General features: G+C 65.0%; 18 protein-coding genes. 11 read left to right on the top strand and 7 right to left on the bottom strand.

What is annotated here, in order from left to right; all coding sequences use genetic code 11:
* Window positions 1-154: 154 nt before the first annotated feature.
* The gene (locus AC1DTF_RS08265) at window positions 155-3,433 is read right to left on the bottom strand and encodes a bifunctional diguanylate cyclase/phosphodiesterase (RefSeq protein ID WP_477473724.1); all 3,279 of its coding nucleotides are present in this window, start codon (window positions 3,431-3,433) and stop codon (window positions 155-157) included.
* 205 nt (window positions 3,434-3,638) lie between these two features.
* On the opposite strand from AC1DTF_RS08265, the gene AC1DTF_RS08260 reads away from it, so the two are divergent.
* Window positions 3,639-4,505 (top strand): universal stress protein, encoded by an 867-nt coding sequence (locus tag AC1DTF_RS08260; RefSeq protein ID WP_477473723.1) that lies wholly within the window; start codon window positions 3,639-3,641, stop codon window positions 4,503-4,505.
* A gap of 57 nt (window positions 4,506-4,562) precedes the next feature.
* Window positions 4,563-5,408: a universal stress protein gene (locus tag AC1DTF_RS08255; RefSeq protein ID WP_477473722.1), complete on the top strand. Its 846-nt coding sequence runs from the start codon at window positions 4,563-4,565 to the stop codon at window positions 5,406-5,408.
* Between the two features lie 25 nt (window positions 5,409-5,433).
* Here AC1DTF_RS08255 and AC1DTF_RS08250 read toward each other — a convergent pair whose 3' ends face one another.
* Entirely contained in the window at window positions 5,434-5,859 is a 426-nt protein-coding gene (locus AC1DTF_RS08250; RefSeq protein WP_477473721.1) for a pyridoxamine 5'-phosphate oxidase family protein, read from the bottom strand.
* Window positions 5,859-6,695: a universal stress protein gene (locus tag AC1DTF_RS08245; RefSeq protein ID WP_477473720.1), complete on the bottom strand. Its 837-nt coding sequence runs from the start codon at window positions 6,693-6,695 to the stop codon at window positions 5,859-5,861. The genes AC1DTF_RS08250 and AC1DTF_RS08245 overlap by 1 nt, the downstream gene beginning before the upstream one ends.
* Window positions 6,696-6,962: 267 nt before the next feature.
* Here AC1DTF_RS08245 and arcD point away from each other — a divergent pair, with 267 nt between their 5' ends.
* The 4 genes from arcD to AC1DTF_RS08225 all read left to right on the top strand — a co-directional run bounded on the left by arcD (window position 6,963) and on the right by AC1DTF_RS08225 (window position 11,973).
* Window positions 6,963-8,441, top strand: coding sequence for an arginine-ornithine antiporter (gene arcD, locus AC1DTF_RS08240; RefSeq protein WP_477473719.1), 1,479 nt, complete (start codon window positions 6,963-6,965; stop codon window positions 8,439-8,441).
* Complete coding sequence (locus AC1DTF_RS08235) at window positions 8,438-9,697, top strand: arginine deiminase (protein WP_477473718.1); 1,260 nt, start codon at window positions 8,438-8,440, stop codon at window positions 9,695-9,697. Before arcD ends, AC1DTF_RS08235 begins: the two co-directional genes overlap by 4 nt.
* 14 nt (window positions 9,698-9,711) lie before the next feature.
* A complete protein-coding gene (locus AC1DTF_RS08230) occupies window positions 9,712-11,034 on the top strand; it encodes an acyltransferase family protein (protein WP_477473717.1) in 1,323 nt (440 codons plus the stop codon).
* Window positions 11,035-11,190: 156 nt separating this feature from the next.
* Window positions 11,191-11,973, top strand: a complete 783-nt coding sequence (locus tag AC1DTF_RS08225) for a carbamate kinase (RefSeq protein ID WP_477473716.1) — start codon at window positions 11,191-11,193, stop codon at window positions 11,971-11,973.
* On the opposite strand, the gene trxA is transcribed toward AC1DTF_RS08225, so the two are convergent.
* The 3 genes from trxA to AC1DTF_RS08210 are packed head-to-tail and all read right to left on the bottom strand — an operon-like array spanning window position 11,974 to window position 14,992.
* Window positions 11,974-12,345, bottom strand: coding sequence for a thioredoxin (trxA, locus tag AC1DTF_RS08220; protein ID WP_477473715.1), 372 nt, complete (start codon window positions 12,343-12,345; stop codon window positions 11,974-11,976).
* A 55-nt stretch (window positions 12,346-12,400) separates the two neighbouring features.
* On the bottom strand, window positions 12,401-13,600 hold the full coding sequence (locus AC1DTF_RS08215) for an NAD(P)/FAD-dependent oxidoreductase (protein ID WP_477473714.1): 1,200 nt from the start codon (window positions 13,598-13,600) through the stop codon (window positions 12,401-12,403).
* A gap of 12 nt (window positions 13,601-13,612) precedes the next feature.
* Entirely contained in the window at window positions 13,613-14,992 is a 1,380-nt protein-coding gene (locus AC1DTF_RS08210) for an MBL fold metallo-hydrolase (protein WP_477473713.1), read from the bottom strand.
* A gap of 205 nt (window positions 14,993-15,197) precedes the next feature.
* Here AC1DTF_RS08210 and AC1DTF_RS08205 point away from each other — a divergent pair, with 205 nt between their 5' ends.
* The 5 genes from AC1DTF_RS08205 to AC1DTF_RS08185 all read left to right on the top strand — a co-directional run bounded on the left by AC1DTF_RS08205 (window position 15,198) and on the right by AC1DTF_RS08185 (window position 18,796).
* Window positions 15,198-15,767 (top strand): rhodanese-like domain-containing protein, encoded by a 570-nt coding sequence (locus tag AC1DTF_RS08205; RefSeq protein ID WP_477473712.1) that lies wholly within the window; start codon window positions 15,198-15,200, stop codon window positions 15,765-15,767.
* 15 nt (window positions 15,768-15,782) lie between these two features.
* Complete coding sequence (locus AC1DTF_RS08200) at window positions 15,783-16,658, top strand: sulfite exporter TauE/SafE family protein (protein ID WP_477473758.1); 876 nt, start codon at window positions 15,783-15,785, stop codon at window positions 16,656-16,658.
* A gap of 63 nt (window positions 16,659-16,721) precedes the next feature.
* A complete protein-coding gene (locus tag AC1DTF_RS08195; protein ID WP_105366670.1) occupies window positions 16,722-16,991 on the top strand; it encodes a metal-sensitive transcriptional regulator in 270 nt (89 codons plus the stop codon).
* A 12-nt stretch (window positions 16,992-17,003) separates the two neighbouring features.
* Entirely contained in the window at window positions 17,004-17,411 is a 408-nt protein-coding gene (locus tag AC1DTF_RS08190; protein WP_477473711.1) for a DUF302 domain-containing protein, read from the top strand.
* 38 nt (window positions 17,412-17,449) lie between these two features.
* A complete protein-coding gene (locus AC1DTF_RS08185) occupies window positions 17,450-18,796 on the top strand; it encodes a rhodanese-like domain-containing protein (RefSeq protein ID WP_477473757.1) in 1,347 nt (448 codons plus the stop codon).
* Here AC1DTF_RS08185 and AC1DTF_RS08180 read toward each other — a convergent pair.
* Window positions 18,793-19,131 carry a DUF202 domain-containing protein gene (locus AC1DTF_RS08180; RefSeq protein WP_477473710.1) on the bottom strand — a complete coding sequence of 113 codons (339 nt, stop codon included), beginning with the start codon at window positions 19,129-19,131 and terminating at the stop codon, window positions 18,793-18,795. The genes AC1DTF_RS08185 and AC1DTF_RS08180 overlap by 4 nt on opposite strands.
* Between the last annotated feature and the right edge of the window lies 1 nt (window position 19,132).

Genomic DNA, 19,132 nt, shown 5'->3' with positions numbered 1-19,132 from the left:
TTCGATCCTTGTCCTCGTGGGTCAGTGCCACAGCCGACGCTATTGCCCTCGATCGCATCGACCTAGCGACCAAAGTCCCGACCTACGCGCCCAAGGACCTCTCCTACTATTTCGCTTTTTCACACGAGACGTCACGCACCTACCTGTCAGAAAATCATTTTTCGAGCATCCGCAGCTCATCCGGCTTCGCCGGTGTGGGTGGTCCGAGCAAGTAGCCCTGCCCCATCTCGCAACCCCAGTCGACGAGTAGATCCCACTGCTCGCGGGACTCGATGCCTTCGGCAATCACCGACAGTCCCAGGCTTTCGCCCAAACTCAGGACCGCACGGGTGATCGCCTCGCAACGCGGGTCATGCGGTAGTCCGCTGATGAACTGCTTGTCGATCTTCAAGATGTCGATTGGTAGGTCGACGATCTTGGCGAGACCGCTGAACCCAGTGCCGACGTCATCGATGGCAACGCGTACGCCGATCTGGCGAAGTTGCTCGAGGTCGGCCTTGGCGGAAAGGGCCACCCGCCCGGCATAGGTCTCGGTCAATTCGAGAACGAGCCGACCGGGCGCGAGCCCAGTTGTCTCGAGAGCCTCGAGGACATCTGCGCGGAAGTCACCCACTTCCAGCTGCCGACCCGACACATTGACGTATACCGCAGCCGTATCCATCGGTGAGCGCCACCGTACGGCGTGGACGCACGCTTCGTGGAGGACGAAGCGTCCGATGGCCGGCATCTGACGGGACGTTTCGGCGACAGCCAGAAACTCGGATGGTCTGAGCAGCCCGCGCTTGGGATGCTGCCAACGAAGAAGCGCTTCCGCTCCCGCATTCTCGGCAGTCCGGAGATTCACGATCGGTTGGAAGTGAACCGCAAATTCGTGCAGGGTGATCGCCCTGTCCAGCTCCGGGATCAGCAGCATAGAGCGGTGCAGGGCTGCTTCCTCTGACGTCTCGGCCAGCGCCATGCAATCTTTCCCACTTCGCTTGGCCTGGTACATCAACGCGTCCGCCTTCTGCAGGAGACCTTGCGCCGTGCATCCTGGTTGCGAGATCGCCACGCCGCCGCTCACCGAAAGCTGGTTGTACACCCCACCAACGGCGATCCCGACCGGCTGGTGCAGTGCGTTTCGAATCCGGTCGGCGACACGCTGCACGTCGGCGACTTCGGATACATCCGGACAGAGGACGGCGAACTCATCACCCCCCAGTCTTGCGGCCGTGTCGCTGGACCGGATCGAGCCGTTGATCCGGCGCGCGATCACCTCTAGCACGTCGTCACCTTGCGCGTGGCCCCACGTGTCATTGACCGCCTTGAAGCCGTCCAAGTCAAGAAAGATCAAGCCCACACGCCGCGAATCATCCTGTCCGGCATTGGCAAGGGCCTGCTCGACGCGGTCGATGAACAGCGCGCGGTTCGCCAGTCCGGTGAGCCGGTCGTGTAGGGCCAGATGCTGCAATTCGGCCTCTGCGAGTTTGCGACTGGTGATGTCCTCGACCAGACAGATCCCGTACGGTATGGAACCTAACGGCGCTATCACCGAGGCCGATACCGCGCCCCACACCGTACCGCCATCTGGGCGCTGGAACGCGAATTCCGCTTCGAACTTCTGGTCATCACTCAGCGTCAGTAAAACACCAAGACCTACTGATGCAGAGTCGCTTTCATTTCTTCCGAGCGCAGCCACGGTCGTTTCCAGAACCTCGGCGATCGACCGGCCTAGCAGAGCGGCCATGGCGCGGTTGCAGCGCGTGATTCGCCCAGAGTTCTCGAACATGAACATGCCCATCGGCGCAGTATCGAACGCCAGCCGGAACCGCTCTTCACTCTCCGCCAGCCACTGTTCAGCCGCTTTCTGTTCCGTGACATCCGTGGCGACGCCGATGTACCCCGCACAACTGCTGTCCTCATTGGTCATCTGAGAGACCGCCAGGCTGACGGCCGCGTGGGTGCCGTCACGTCGCACGTACGTCCACTGCCGAATCTCGGCGGCTTCCGGTGTGACGTTGTGCACGAATACCTCGAAGCCCGTCGGGATGCCGAGCTCGGACGCCCTAGCCGAGACTTCAGATTCAAGGTGGAAGTCGATAGGAGTGCGGCCGAGCATCTCGGTTTCGGTCCACCCCAGGAGTCGCTCCGCGCCGTTGTTGAAGACGGTGATGCGCCCGAGCGGGTCGGTGCCGATGATTGCTTGCTCCGAAGCAGCGTGCAGCACTCCAGCGAACAGATCGCGGGCCTCGCGAAGGGCCCGTGCAGTCTTCCTTTCCTCGGTGACATCACGAAAGGCGGTGACGTTGAAGGATGAACGAAGCGCAAGCGGTGCGGTCGTCGTCTCGATCACCCGGAGAGTTTCGGCGCCGAGGACGACATCGCACGACAAGGCGACGGCCAGCCCGGCCGAGCTGTTGACCGGCAGCGCCCGGACAAGTTCGTCCACGAGGTCGGGTTCTTTGGTCGCCTTGGCGTTGCGCAGCACGACGTCGCCAGCGCTGTCGACCAGGATCACGCTGTCATGGATGCTGTCGAGCACCGCGCCCAGCAGTTCGGAGTCTTGATCCGCACGATCGCGCGCCTGTTCCAGTTGCGAAATGAGGCGCGCGCGAGAGTCGCGATAGAGCGACAACGTCAGCACGATCACCGTGAGGCTGCAGACCATCGCCTGCGAGAGCATCGCCCGAGCCTCCACATCTTGGACGATGAAGACCCCTTTGTCCACGAAGGTGGCATAAATGATCCACACGCCCGCCACGATGAGAAACGTCATGCTGACGGTCGTGCTGTACCGAAGCGTCACCCACATCGCGGCCACCAGTGTCAGGAAGGCCATCGGCACACCGGTGTTCAGCCAGAAGACCCAAAAGAAGACGAAAGCAACACCCACGCCGACGAACACGGACTCGATGACGGCCGACCGTGACAGACGTGGCCATGTCCACTCGATGTCCTGGAGTTTGAGCCAGATCGCCAGCCCCAAAAGCGCGGACGCCCCGTTGCGCACGCCGAAGAGCGCGAATGTCGCCGATGCCGACGCATCCAGGACCGTCGCCATGTAAGTGGTGGCCAGTAGGGCTGCGCAACCCGTGCCAGCAGCGACCGCAGCGAGAAGACGAACCAGGTCGACAGGATCGTGCAGCACCACTTCCTCTCTCCGGTAGGTCAACACCGCGACTGTGACTACCGCTTGCGCGACATTGACCAGTGCAAACCAGGCGCTCAGCGGAACAGGCGCGCCGGTCGCGATGTTCACCGCGAATGTCAGTGCGCCGAGGGCTACGAGATGGGCCGCGCGTTCTCGCCGCCCGCGTTGCTGCAGCACCAGCACCCAGACAATTGCGACCGCCGCGGCTGGCCAGACGAGCGCGACCTCGCCTCCGGCGAGCCGGGTGGCGCGGCCGGCGACGACTGACAGCGCGTATGCCGCAGAAAAGGCGATCAGGAGCACGGACGACCGCAGCAACCGAGCCACCGCAACCCCACTTTCGACGTCAGCGTCAATAAAGCATGCAGTCAAGATCAGGGCGCGGGGCGCGAAACGCGGCGATTGGGACCAACGGCAGACGAGTGGAGGACCTTCGTCCCTGCTCACACCGTGGACCTCTGGATACGGTCGGCGCACAGGTTCAGAATTCCAGGGTGGAGGATGTCAAATGCGTGAGATACCCCCGCCCTCGCCGGCGGTAGTCGTCGGCATCGACGGGTCGCGCGAGGCGATCGGCGCGGCCCTCTGGGCTGTGCGGGAAGCCGTCGACCGGGACCTACCGCTGCGTCTCGTCTCGGCGATCGAACCGAAGGCTTCAATCCCCGGTGACGGGCAGACTTACCTACAGGACTTCGCTACGGCTGAATGCGCCATCTTGCGCGCGGTCACCGCGGTCGAGTCCACGTGTGAGCCGGTGAAGATCGAAGCAGAGATCGTGCGCAGCACGGCGGGACAGGCACTACTCAATGCGTCGCCAACTGCCGTCATGGTCTGCATCGGCGCCGTCGGCGAGCACACAGCTACGGGTATTCGTCGCGGTGGATCCACCGCCACCGCTCTGAGTGCCCGGGCCCATTGCCCGGTAGCGATCATCCGGGGATCGGCGCCGCGTAGCGGCGGACATCCAGGATGGATCGTCACGTGCGCCGACGGCGACCCCGGCGACGCGTTCGTCGTCGCACGGCCTGTCGAGGAAGCACGGCTGAGGTCGGCACCATTGCGAATTCTTCGCGAGAAGGGCCGTCCGCATCGAGACGACGTTCGCCATGCGCGCTCAACGGAGGCTTCGTTGAAAAACCTAGAGCGTTCGATCGCACGATGGCGCCTGACAAATCCTGGACTGGTCATCGAATCCGTGGAAGTGAGTGACGACCCCTTCGATGAGATCGCCCGTCACGCCCACGACGCCCAGCTGATCGTGGTAGGACACGGGAGAGGCCGCAGTCTGGTCGAAGTCAACCGGAAATCAATGACTGCGCAGGTTCTCGATCTTCCTTGCTCAGTTCTCGTTGCGGAACCGCATCGCGCGCTGTGACCCGCGGGTCCCGCACCGATGCCGTTGAGCCAGATTTTCTGTCAGACAGGACACGACATGACCTCCACAACACCGAAACCCGTGGTCGTCGGTATCGACGGCTCCCAACAGGCGCTATCAGCGGCATTGTGGGCAGTACGCGAAGCAGTCGGTCAAAGACGACCGTTACGACTCCTGTACGTCATCAGGACCGATCTTCGGGGGCCCCTGTCGGCCGCCCAGTATCGCGATGCAGTCCAAGAAGCCAAGGATGCACTTCATCGTGCACGCGAAGCCGTCGAGAAAGTCGACGACCGCGTTTGTGTGGAGACCGATATCGCACAGGGCGATCCGGCAGGTGTGTTGCAGGCGGAATCCCGGGAGGGCGCAATGATCTGCGTCGGTTCCTCGGGCATCGGACGAGCCGCCATGGCATTGCTGGGCTCGACGGCGGCCGACGTCGCCGAGCAGTCGTTGTGCCCGGTGGCGATCATCCGGCGCCCCAGCCGCGCCACTCCGACCACCATGCAGTCCAACTGGGTATTGGTACCCGTCAGCATGTACGTCGAGGACGACCTCATCGAGACGGCGATCGTGCAAGCGAGGCTTCGGGATTGGCCGGTGCTGGCAGTGGGCGTCTGGCGCCTCGATTTCGGCGATACCCCTTATTCATCGTTGGATGTCCTCGTGACTCAATGGCAGGAGCGTTTCCCGGACGTACACATTCATCCCGTCGCCACTGCCCACGACATGAGCCACTTCCTGCGCAGTAACCCCGACATCGGCGGAYTTGTCGTCACGGATGCAGCTACCGCTGCCGACGTGGCGGGACTTGTCGGCGGTGGAGGTGGCGGTGCAGCAGCCCAGGTTGAACGAGCAGTTCTGGTGGTACACCGACTCTCCGAGTTACCCGAAACTGCGTGAGGCCCGAGTCCGGTATCTCGACCCGTCAGGCCGGGGCCGGCTCAGAGCCGAACGTAAAGCTCCGGCCGGTGATCCGGGTGGGATCGATGCGGATGAAAAGCGGTTTCGCGGTCGCGGTCCACGGCAACACCTGCGCCTTCTCCGCCAGCGCGATATCCGCGCCGTACTCGAGTAACTCGGCGTGGCCATGAACCACGACGCTCCAGCCGCGTTCGACATCATGATCGTCGGCCTCGAATGCCACCCATGGATTGGCCGTTACGGCCGCCAGCTTCGACCCTTCGGCTGTTCGGATGAGTATGGTGCGTCGCTGGACCACGAAGTTCACCGGGAAGATGTCGGGTTTCGCGTCGATACTCGTGGCGAACCGGCCGAGCGTCACGGACGACAGTTGAGACCAGCACTCCCGCTCGCTCATCGCGGCGACAAACTTGTTTTCCGGGGTGTGCATCAGTCGACCCTCTGTCCATCTCGCACCACGAGCAGCGAACACCAGGATTTGCGTAGCACTTTTCGACTTTCGACTCCGGTCAGCTGGTCGATGAAGTCACGTCTGTCTTCGCCGAGCACCAGCAGTTGATCGATGCTTGCACTCTGCCTCATCATGGTCAGGAGATCGTCCGGCATGGCGAGCACACACATCCGTACAGCGGCCGGGTTCCCGCCCACGCGCTCGATATAGCGCTGCAGCCTGGCACGAATGCATTCCCGCGCCGGATCATCGCACGAGGTGCAGTCCAGCGCCGGACGCTCGGCGAGAACCAGAAGCGGGGAGTTCCGCAGCAGCGCTTCGCCATACGCCGCTTCGAACACCGAATGTGAATCGACCGACTCGTCGAGTATCACGACGATCCAACGATGATACGACGGGTCGGTGTGATCGGCGCACCGTCGCACCATCGCAACCGGCGATCGCGCGTGCCGCAGGACCGACGCGGCCGTCGCACCCCGCTTTGCTGATCCACTGTCGTGAGTTCCCCTGTACCCCAGACACATCAAGACACTACGGGCCGCCGCGTCAGTGAGTACTTCTGCTGGGTCCCCTTCCAGAACTTCGGTTTCCAGATCGACCGACTTGCCGGTGGCCGCCACTGCCTTCCACGCCGTGTGCAGAACGTGCTCGGCGCGCGCAACCGCACCCTTGCCGTCGCTTCCCATAGCGTCGGTGACTTGGACGAGGCACAGCGGAACGTCCCGTGCAATGGCTTCGTCCGCAGCCCAAAATGCGGCCCTCAGTGCGGCTTTTGATCCATCGATCCCCACCATCACCGGTTTGACCGTATTCATGTGCGCGTCCTTGGCTCTCGGCAGGCGACCCACGACCAGGATTCATCGTTGAGGCGGACTGCGGTCATTCCGAGATCGTCGCGCAGAGCTGGTGCCCGGTATAGAGGTCTTTGGCCACTCCCCCGAGGCCGAAGGTCATCCCATCGGTGTGGTGACGTATGACCTGGATTCCGGGACCAAAGCCTCCTACCCGCCCGTGGTCGCCACCATAGCGTCAAGTCCGGTCGCGTCACTCACGCCGCAGCACCATCAATTGGAAGGACGACGATGTCCGACACGCTCACCTCGCCGCCGCCGGCCACCCGCCCGCTGGGCGCCAAGACCGGTCTCGGCCTGGCATCCCTGACCGCCATCGTGGTCGGATCGATGATAGGCAGCGGCATCTTCGCCCTGCCGTCACAGATGGCCGCCAGTGCCGCACCCGGCCCGCTGCTCATCGGATGGACCATTACCGGCGGTGGCATGTTGACCCTGGCCTTCGTGTTCCAGACACTGGCCACGCGCAAGCCCGGCGTCGACGGCGGCGTCTACGGTTACGCCCGCGCCGGTTTCGGCAACTACGTCGGCTTCACCGCGGCTTTCGGCTACTGGGTGTCGGCATGGGTGGGCAACGTCGCCTACCTCGTGCTGCTGTTCTCGACACTGGGTTACTTCTTTCCCGGATTCGAAGGTGGCGCAACCATTCCCGCAATCATTGGCGCTTCAGTCGTGCTGTGGACTGTGCACTTTCTGACACTTCGCGGCGTCCAGACAGCGGCGTTCGTGAACGTTGTGGTGACCATCGCAAAGGTGGTCCCGATCCTGGTGTTCATCGCCATTGCCGCCGTTGGGTTCAAGGCGGGACTGTTCAGCGCCGACTTCTGGGGTAAGACGACCGAGATCGGCGGCGCGACGCTCGGTGACACGATGACTCAGGTCAAGAACATGATGCTGGTGACGGTGTGGGTGTTCATCGGCATCGAGGGTGCCGCGGTCTATTCCCAGCGCGCCGCCAAGCGCAGGGATGTCGGGCGGGCCACTGTGCTCGGTTTCGTGGGCGTGCTGGCGCTGCTGCTCATGGTCAACCTAACGTCGTACGGCCTCATGGCGCAGGCGGAACTCGCCGGGGTGCCCGATCCGTCGATGGCCGGGGTCCTGGAGAGTCAGGTGGGCAGTTGGGGCGCTGCGTTCATCTCGGTCGGCCTGGTGATCTCGCTTCTCGGCGCCCTGATCGCGTGGGTGCTGCTGTGCGTCGAGATCCTGCGCCTGCCCGCCCACGAGCACGTCATGCCCAAGGCACTGGCACGCGAGAACACCCATGGCGCACCCGCAAATGCACTGTGGCTGACCAATATCTGCGCCCAGGCCCTTCTCCTGTGGACGCTGGCGAATGCCAGTACCTACACCAACCTGGTGTATCTGGCGACATCGCTCATCCTGCTTCCCTATCTGTGGTCGGCGGCCTACCAGGTGCTGCTGGCCGTGCGCGGTGAGACCTACGAATCCGGTCGCGGCCGAGCCAGGGATATGGTCATCGGGGCCGTCGCCCTCGGCTACGCAGTATGGCTGCTGTACGCCGGCGGCTGGCAGTACCTGCTCGTCGCGGCGATGTTCTACCTCGGAGGCACCGCGCTCTACCTGTGGGCACGCAAGGAAAGCCGTCAGCCTGCGTTCACCAAGCCCGAATGGGTCGTCGTCGGGGTCGTCGTCCTGACCTCGATCGCGGCCGCCGCACTGATGTTCACCGGCAACTTGTCTGTCCTGTGAACGCCACCGATGGTCGACTCGGCGTGTGGTCGGAAGCGGGCAAGCTGCGCCGGGTGATGGTCTGCGCACCGGGACTGGCCCATCAACGACTCACCCCGGAGAACTGCCACGAGTTGCTGTTCGACGACGTCATCTGGCTGCAACAGGCTCGCCGCGATCACTTCGACTTCGTCGCGAAGATGGTCGACCGGGGCGTCGAGGTGCTCGAGCTGCAGGATCTTCTCGCCGACGTGGTGGCCATACCGGACGCCCGTGACTGGCTGCTGGACCGCAAGGTGACCGAAGATCTGGTCGGTCCGGCACTCACTCGCGAGATCCGGTCATGGCTGGCCGACCTGGCACCGGATCGGTTGGCGGAGTTCCTCATTGGCGGTGTTGCCTACCAGGACGTGGTCAACGAGGTGGACAGCAGCTTCCTGTCGCTGTTCCACGCGTTGGACCCGGCGGGGTTCGTGATCCGGCCATTGCCCAATACCCAATTCATGCGCGACAACTCCGCCTGGATCTTCTCCGGCGTCACCCTGAACCCGATGTACTGGCCGGCGCGGCGCCAGGAAACACTGCTGACCACCGCCGTCTACAGGTTCCACCCCGCCTTCGCCGACGAGAAGTTCGACGTGTGGCTGGGCGACCCCGACGGGCAGCCCACCGACCACGGGCTCGGCACCCTCGAGGGCGGCGACGTGATGCCGATCGGCAAGGGCCTCGTCGTGATCGGTATGGGTGAGCGGTCGTCCCATCAGGCGATCACTCAACTGGCGCGCAACCTATTTGCCGCCGGCGCGGCCGAACGGGTGATCATCGCCAGGCTGCCGAAGACCCGCTCGGCGATGCATTTGGACACCGTGTTCACGTTCTGTGACCACGATCTGGTGACCGCGTTCGCACCGGTGGTCGACGGCATCGTGGCGATCAGCCTGCGGCCCGACGACGGGGCACCGTCAGGGCTGGATGTCCGGCGCGAGCCCAAGGGCCTGATCGACACGATCGGCGACGCCGTTGGCGTGGACTTCCACGTCGTCACCACCGCGGGCGACGTCTACGGCATCCAGCGCGAACAATGGGACGACGGCAACAATGTGGTCGCGCTGGAGCCCGGCGTCGTCATCGGCTACGACCGCAACACACTGACCAACACCGCGCTGCGCAAGGCCGGAGTCGAGGTGGTCACGATCGACGCCAGCGAGCTGGGCCGCGGCCGCGGCGGCGGCCGGTGCATGACGTGCCCGATTCTGCGCGACCCGCTCTACACCTGATCGGATCCAGCCCAATGGAACAGTCGACGACCATAACGCCGTTGCGAAACGTGGCGATCGACCTGTACAGGGTCGTTGCGATCGTTTTTGTCGTGCTCGGTCATTGGCTCATCGCGGCGCTGACCTACCGCGATGGCGAGTTCGGCAGGCAGGAACCACTTGTCGCCCTACCGTGGACGCAATGGCTGACGTGGACCTTTCAGGTGGTCCCGGTGTTCTTCGTGGTGGCGGGATACGCCAGCGCGTTGTCGTGGACGCGTTGGCAGCAGTACACGCGCGGATCCCGGCAGCAATGGCTGCGGAGACGGCTGGCGCGAATCGTCGGACCGACCGCCACCTACGTTGCGCTGGTGATGGTCGTCGTCATCGTGTTGCTGGGTGCAGGGGTCCGTGGTCCCCTGGCGGTCGGTGGTTGGGCCGTCGCCATGCATCTGTGGTTCCTTGCGGTGTTCATCACCGTGCTGGCGCTGACCCCGGCGTTGATGGCGGCCGACCGACGGTGGGGGTTGGGCGTGCCCGCCGCGCTGGCGCTCACCACGGCAGTCGTCGACACGCTGGCCATCGGCGTCGGAATTCCGTACGTCGGTTCGCTGAACTACGTCTTCTGTTGGGCAGCCATCTATCAGCTCGGCATCGCCTGGTACGGCTCCAGACTGGACGGCGGCCGAGCCGTGACACTCACGGTCGCGGCGGCGACTCTGCTGACAGCACTGGTGACGTTGGGGCCGTACCCCGTCAGCATGATCGCCGTCGGGGGTGCCCCCGTACAGAACACCTCTCCGCCGACAGCGGCATTGCTCATGTTCGGGACATTGCAGGCCGGGCTGCTGCTGATGGTGGCTGCCCCCGTGAACCGCGCACTGGCGGCGTCACGCTGGGAACGTCCGATCTCCCTGGCAAACAAGAACGTCATGTCGCTCTATCTCTGGCACATGGTGCCCGTACTTCTCGTCGCACTTGTCGGATATCCCACCGGGCTGCTGCCGCAACCGACGATAGGTACCGGAGCATGGTGGATTGCCCGGCTGGAATGGCTCGGGCTGCTGTCCGTGGTGACGGCCGCCGAACTCGTTCTGCTCCGGTGGACTCGGGCGCTGTTCGCCGCGCCGCTGGCGACCATCGATGTGGCACTCCCCCCGCGCTGGACCGAAACGATGCTGTTCGGCGGCGTCGCCGCGGCGGCGCTGTCCCTGGCGAAGTTGGCCGCCGATGGCTTCGCTCCGCACGCAGGTATCCCGGTGTTCACCTCGTTGCTCTTCGGCGCCGGTCTGATCCTGATGGCGATCGGGTCCAGATGCGAACCACGTCTGGGCGCTGAGCAGATCGGAGCACGATGAGAATCGTGATCGCGTTGGGCGGCAACGCATTGTTGCAGCGGGGCCAGCCCATGACGGCGGAGAATCAACGCGCCAACATCAGGGTGGCAGCGGAACGGATCGCCGCGATAGCAACCGGCAACCAGATCGTCATTCGCCCACGGCAACGGGCCCCAGGTGGGGCTGCTGGCGCTCGAGGCCGCGGCCTACCACGATGTCGCTCACGGCGTGGCTCCGTACCCGCTCGACGTCCTGGGCGCTCAGACCGAGGCGATGATCGGTTACGTGATCGAGCAGGAACTGGCCAACCTGCTGCCGGCCGACCAGGCGCTGGCCACCGTGTTGACGATGATCGAAGTCGATCGTGACGATCCGGCGTTTCTGCACCCGACAAAACCGATCGGCCCCGTCTACGACCGAGTGACCGCTGAGCGCCTGGGCACCGCGGGAGGCTGGACGATTGCGCCCGACGGAGATGCCTTCCGTCGGGTGGTCGCCAGCCCCGCCCCGCAGCGCATCCGGGAAATCCAACCGATTCGCAGCCTCGTCGAGCAGGGCACCATCGTGATTTGTGCCGGCGGAGGCGGGATTCCGACGACTTATGACGACAGCGGCCGACTGTGCGGCGTCGAGGCGGTCATCGACAAGGACCTGGCGTCCGCGCTACTGGCCGAACAACTCGCCGCCGACCTGCTCGTCATCGCCACCGACGTCGATGGCGTCTACACCGACTGGGGCCGGGAGAACCAGCGGCGACTGGGCCGCGTCACGCCCGACGACCTTGCCGGCCTGGACCTCCCGTCGGGGTCGATGGGACCGAAAGTTCAGGCGGCGTGCGACTTCGCACGCCACACCGGCAAGGAGGCCGTCATCGGGTCACTGGTGCAGATCGCCGATATTGTTCGCGGCGACGCCGGCACACGAGTGTGCCGAGCGCCCGCCACGGACACACAGCGCTGATCACGCCGAGGCAGGGTCGCGTGCTGCGAGCTTCGCGCGAACGTCGGCCATGTTCAGCGCCTCAACCCGGTTGATCRGGTCCTCGAGTGCGGCGGCCGGTAGTGCTCCCGCCTGCCGGTGCACCAGCACCCCGTCACGGAACGCCATCACCGTCGGGATCGATCGAATGTCCAGTGCTGCGCTGAGCTTGCGCTGGGCTTCGGTGTCGACCTTGGCATGCACCACACCGGGATGTGCTTGCGCGGATCGCTCGAAAACCGGCGCGAAGGCGCGACACGGACCACACCACGATGCCCAGAAGTCCACCAGGACGATCGCATTCTCGGTGATCGTGGACTCGAAGTCCTCGAAGGTCAGATTCTTGATGGTCATTGCCATATCCTCTCTATACCCGTTGTGCAGCATCGACTTCCGGGAGTGGCCTGGGTCAGGCCAACCCTTTGAGCATGAGGTTCCAATACATGAACGGGAGCCCGTATTTCTTGAGATACCAGTAGCTGCGGTGGGATGTGGTCGGGTCGAGCACCGGGATCGACGGCGTGAGATTCAGGTCGTAGTCGAACTCCGCCAGCAGCATCGAGTGCGATGACGTGACGATCGGGCACGAACCGTAGCCGTTGTAGCGCGCGGCCAGTGGCCGACCCTCCAGAAATGCCTCGATGTTGTCGACGACGACCGGGGCCTGCTTGCGGATCGCCGCACCGGTCTTCGAGTTGGGAGACGACCCGGCGTCGCCGAGGCTGAACACATTGGGATGGCGCACATGCTGCATGGTGTGCTTGTCGATCTCGACGTACCCTGCTGTGTCGCCGGTCGACAGCGCGCTCGACTTGATCCAGTCCGGAGCCGATTGGCGCGGCACGGCATGCAGCACGTCGTAGGACAGCATGGTGTCGGATGCACTTTCCCCGACCCCGGACACTCCAACTTTGCGCGATGCCGCGTCGACCGAGGTCACTTCGGCGTTGGTGTGCACGGTGATGCCGTATCGGGCCGCGACAGTATCCAGGGTGTCGGCGATCGCCGGTATACCGAACAGACGCGGTGTCGGTACCACCAGATGGACGTCGATGTCCTTGAGCACGCCCTGCTTGCGCCAGTAGTCGGCCGCGAGATAGGCGATCTTCTGTGGCGCTCCGGCGCACTTGATCGGCCCCGACGGCATCATGAACACCGCACTGCCCGAACGCATGTCGCGGATGAATTCCCAGGTGCGCGGCGCGAGGTCGAACCGGTAGTTCGACGACACCCCGTCCTGGCCGAGCGCCTCGCGCAATCCCTCGGTGCGATTCCAGTCCAGCTGGATACCAGGACAGACAACGAGCACGTCGTATTCGTAGACTGCACCGTCGCCACAGGTGATGGTGTTGGCCCCGGGGTCGACGGCGGCGGCCGAGTTCTTTATCCAGGTCGCTCGCTTGGGCATCACCGAGGCCTCGGACCGTTCGGTCGTCGATGCCTTCGCCTGGCCGCCGCCGACCAGCGTCCACAGCGGCTGGTAGTAGTGCTTAGCGGACGGCTCGATGACGGCGACATCGGAATGGCCGTTGCGGAGCAGACGGGCGGCGACCGAGATACCGGCCGTCCCGCCGCCGACGATGAGGATCTGGTGCTTGTCGGTGATCATGATGCCCTTCCCTCATGCGTTCTGGTGTGATTCGTCCCAGGCGCCGTAACCGCCCAGGATGTCGCTGACATCGTTAAAGCCGTTCCTGCGCAGCAGGCTTGCGGCCACCGAAGACCGGTACCCGCCGGCGCAGTAGACGACGGTCGCCTTGGCGGGATCGAGCTCGCTCAACCGGCTGGGCAGCTGCCCGACCGGGATGGCGATCGCACCCGGGATGGTGCCCGCTTCAACCTCGCCCGGATTGCGCACGTCGACGACCTGCAGATCGCTCAGCTCGTTGGCGCGCTGGTCGAAGGCTTTGGCCGTCAGCCGCGAGGCAACCTGGACGTCATCGCGATGGGAGAACATCACCTCGAACGGGTTGTCGACATAGCCGATCACCCGGTCGAATCCGATCCGGGCGAGCCGATTCTTGCCTTCGAGTTCCTGACCGGGCTCGGTGAACAGCACGATGTCGACATCGGAAGCCAGCACCGATCCGGCGAACTCGGCGTAGCGGCCCTCCAGTCCGATGTTGATCGCCTGGCGCAGATGCCCCAGCGCGAAATCCTCCGGACCGCGCCCGTCGACCAGCACCGCGCCCGCGGCCAGCGCTGCGAGCACCTGCTCATAGGTCATCGGCACCGGCATCTTTGTCTCGTCCAGCAGCTCGCGGTCCTTGCGGTTGAGGATGGCGTCGTAGACGAAATAGCTCGGCGCGGGTGGCTGCCCCGCGGTGACCAGATCCATGAACGTCGCCTTGTCGGAGGCCCGCAGCGCGTAGTTGGTCTCCTTCTGCTCCCCCATCGTCGACCACAGGTCGGTCGACAGGTTCTTGCCGCAGGCCGAGCCAGCGCCGTGCGCCGGGTACACCCGGGTGGCATCGGGCAGCGTCATCAGCTTGTTGTGCAGTGAGTCATAGAGCTTGTCCGCCAACTCCTCTCGGGTGAAGCCGATCGAGGCCAGCAGGTCCGGCCTGCCGACGTCACCGATGAACAGCGCATCGCCGGTGAGCACTCCGTAGGGCACCTCATCGTGCGGATGCTCGTACACCACGATGCTCATCGACTCCGGCGTGTGACCAGGGGTGTGCCGGAATTCCAGCGTCACCTCCCCCAAGGAATAGCGTTCACCGTCGGCCACGCCCATCGACTCGAACTCGGTCTCGGCAACCGAGGAGTAGACGATCTTCGCGGGGGTGGCCTTGGCCAGCTCCAGGTGGCCAGACAGGAAGTCGGCGTGAAAGTGCGTCTCGATGACGAGCTCGATCGTCATGCCCATGTCCTGCGCATCGGAAAGGTACTCCGAGACATCGCGCTGCGGATCGACAACCACTGCGCGACCGGTGGTTTCGTCACCGATCAGATACGAGGCATGGGAAAGGCAGTCCAGATAGTACTGGGTGAACTTCATGACGATGGTCCCTTTCGTTCGGCGGAGGGTACGGCCATCATGGCTATACCCGTACGGGTATGTCAACTACCCCGGGGGGTATCTGATTCCCTACTTGACAATACCGGTGGGGGTATATCTACACTCACAGGTAAACATACCCCCGGCGGTATCCAGGGCCTAGAGGCTTTGGTCACCGCCGGCCAGCCGGAAGGACCCCGTCACCATGACCGCACCCACCACCATCGATTCGCAGAACCTCAGCGAGCTGCTCGACTCGGCGACCCCACCGCGGGTGTTGGACGTGCGGACCCCGGGCGAGTTCGAGTCGGCGCATATCGCCGGCGCCTACAACGTGCCGCTGGACCTGCTGCGCGAACATCGCGATGAGATCATCAAGCACCTCGACGAAGATGTCGTCCTGGTCTGCCGGTCCGGACAGCGCGCCACCCAGGCAGAGGAAACGCTGCGGACCGCGGGCTTCACGAACGTGCACATCCTCGATGGCGGTATCGCCGCCTGGGAGGCCAAGGGCTTCGCCGTCAACCGTGGCGCGCAGCGCTGGGACCTCGAACGTCAGGTGCGGCTGGTCGCCGGGTCGATCGTGCTCGGCAGCGTGCTGGGCAGCATCGCGGCCCCCAACCTGAAGTGGGTGGCCGGCGCCATCGGTGGCGGACTGACCTTCGCGGCGCTGTCCAATACCTGCGCGATGGGCATGATGCTGGCCAAGCTGCCCTACAACCGCGGCGCCGCCTGCGACGCCGACACCGTCGTGTCCCAGCTCGTGCGCGGGTAAAGCGCGATGACCGACATGATCGTTCTCACCATCGGGCTGGCCGTGTTCGTGGGCATCGCCCTGGGATTGCTCGGCGGCGGCGGGTCCATCCTCACCGTCCCACTGCTGGCCTACGTCGCGGGGATGGACGCCAAACAGGCCATCGCCACCTCACTGCTGGTCGTCGGCGTCACCAGCGCCATCGGCGCGATCTCGCACGCCCGCGCCGGCCGAGTGCAGTGGCGCACCGGCCTGATCTTCGGTGCCGCCGGCATGGCCGGCGCCTACGGCGGCGGCCTGCTGGCCCAATTCATCCCCGGCACGGTCCTACTCATCGGCTTCGCCGTGATGATGATCGCCACCGCCATCGCCATGCTGCGTGGACGCAAGAACATCGAGGTCACCGCCGAAACGCACCGCATGCCCGTGCCCAAGATCGTCGCTGAGGGGCTGGTCGTCGGCCTGGTCACCGGCCTGGTCGGCGCGGGCGGCGGATTCCTGGTCGTACCCGCCCTGGCCCTGCTCGGCGGCCTGCCGATGCCCGTCGCGGTCGGCACCTCGCTGATTGTCATCGCGATGAAATCCTTCGCCGGGCTCGGCGGCTATCTGTCCAGCGTCCAGATCGACTGGGCGGTGGCGGGCGCGGTGACCGCCGCGGCCGTGGTGGGCGCCCTGCTCGGGGCCCGCCTTTCCGCGAAGGTCAACCCGGACGCGCTGCGGAAGTCCTTCGGCTGGTTCGTGATGGCGATGTCGTCGGTGATCCTCGCCCAGGAGATCCACCCCGGGGTCGGGCTCGCCGCCGCAGCAATGACGGCGGTCGCGGCGGCAATGACGTTCGCCTGCAACCGATACGCGCACTGCCCGCTGCGGCGCCTCGCCACCGCTCTGGGTTCGCGACAGGCCACCGCATGATGATCGCGGGGAATACCCCCGCGGGTACCATGGCTCTACTGTCCACAGAGAAGGAGCAACACCATGGTCGGTGACGAAGACGCAATCGCCGCAGTACTGAACAGGCTGCGCAGGGCACAGGGGCAACTCGCCGGAGTGATCTCGATGATCGAACAGGGCCGCGAATGCAAGGACGTGGTGACCCAGCTTGCCGCGGTGTCACGCGCCCTGGACAGGGCCGGCTTCAAGATCGTCGCCACCGGGATGCGGGAATGCCTGACCGGTGAGGCTCAGGACGGCAAGCAGCCGATGACCGAAGCCGAACTGGAGAAATTGTTCATGGCACTCGCCTGATCGGGAGAAGATATGGGTTACGCACTGTCGACGACGCTGCACACTACATTCGAGGATGCGGTGGAGCGGACTCGAAAGGCCTTGGCCGAGCAAGGTTTCGGCATACTGACCGAGATCGACATGAAGGCCACGCTGAAAGCCAAGCTGGGCGAGGACATCGAGGACTACCTGATCCTCGGTGCCTGCAATCCCCCGCTGGCACACAGGGCGGTGACCGCGGACCGGCAGATCGGCCTGCTGCTGCCTTGCAATGTCGCAGTGCGTGCCGATACCACCGCCGGTGCCAGCACGGTGATCGTCGACGCGATGGATCCCCAGGTCATGGTTGCGCTCTCCGATCAGCCCGGGGTACGCGAGGTCGCCGACGAGGCCGCCGCCAAGCTGCGGGCCGCCCTCGACTCCCTGGACGGGGGCAGCTGATGACGTTGCCGCACAGCAATATCAGCCCGCCACCCCAGATCGACGTGGCCATCATCGAGACGACCGGACTGGGTGACCGCAGCTACCTGGTCAGCGCCGGTGACATCGCCGTGGTGATCGATCCGCAACGCGATATCGACCGCGTGCTCGGCCTGGCCCGCGAGCGGAGGGTGCGGATCACCCATGTGCTCGAGACGCACATCCACAACGACTATGTGACCGGTGGTCTGGAACTCTCCCGCACCGTCGATGCGGAGTATGTGGTGCCCGCCGGCGACGAGGTCGGCTACCAGCGGCGCGCCGTCGACGACGGCGACGTGATCGATGCCGGGCCGATCCGGCTGCGGGTCATGCACACCCCCGGGCATACTCACCACCACGTCAGCTACGTGCTGCACGACGCCGCCGACGCGGTGCTCGGCGTGTTCACCGGCGGGTCGATGCTGCACGGCACGACCGGCCGTACCGACCTGCTGGGCTCCGAGCACACCGAAGCGCTCAGCCACGCGCAGTTCCACTCGGTGCGTCGGCTCGCGGCCGAACTGCCCGAAGACACCCAGGTCTACCCGACGCACGGCTTCGGTAGCTTCTGCTCGGCGACCCCGGCCAGCGGCGACGCGTCGACCATTGCCGATCAACGCCAAAACAATCCGGCGCTGACCCAGGACGAGCAGAGTTATGTCGACGAGCTGATCGCCGGCCTGTCGGCCTACCCCGCCTACTACGCACACATGGGCGTCATCAACGCCCGGGGTCCGGCGCCGGTGGACCTGTCGCTTCCACTGCCGGTGGACCCCGCCGAACTGCGTCGGCGCATCGACGCCGGCGAGTGGGTGGTGGACCTGCGCAACCGCATCGCCTTCGCCGCCGGGCACCTCGACGGCTCGGTCGGATTCGAGCTCTCGGATTCCTTCGTCACCTATCTGGGCTGGCTCTACTCCTGGGGATCTCCGCTGACCCTCATTGGCGACAGCGAGTCCCAGATCGCCGATGCCCGGCGGGAACTGGCGCGCATCGGCGTCGACAACCTCACCGGGTCGGCCGTGGGCGAGGTACACGCACTGACCGGGGACAGTCCGCTACGGTCCTACCGGGTCGCAGATTTCGCCGACCTGGCCGAGGCGCTCGGCACGCGCCGGCCCGCCGTGCTCGATGTCCGCCAGAGCGGCGAGTTCGACGACGGCCACATTCCCGGCGCGCTCAACATCCCACTGCACGAAATCAGCAGGCGCATCGATGAAGTGCCCGGTGGCGACGTGTGGGTGCACTGCGCCTCCGGCTACCGCTCCTCCATCGCAGCCTCGTTGATCGACCGCGCCGACCGCGCCGTGGTCCTCATCGACGACGATTTCGAGAAGGCCGAGAATCTGGGCCTCGTCCGCTAACCGAACACCGCCGAGTAGAGCAGCGCGGCGACGACAGCCGTCGCGAACGCGACGGTCGCGCCGCCGATCAGCACGATCTCCGCACGTGGAGCGGGCATGACCGCTCGGCCTGCGCCTGCTCTGATCTGCCGGGCCCGACGGTAGCCGAGCGCCAGAACGAGCAACGCGAGCAGCGTCGCCGTCAGAGCCAGGACTGTCCGACCTGCCCCGAGCGGGCCGTGTTGGCGCAACATCACCAGCGCGCCACCGACCAGGAATCCGAATGCGCTTCTCTCCCATGATAACAACGTGCGCTCAGCGGGCAGTCCGGGTTTCCAGGGTTCTCGGCGTGCCATC

This window comes from Mycobacterium sp. P4_H6 (assembly GCF_056400845.1).
The sequence above is the reverse complement of the archived record's forward strand: the minus strand, read 5'-3'. Positions and strand labels throughout refer to the sequence as shown.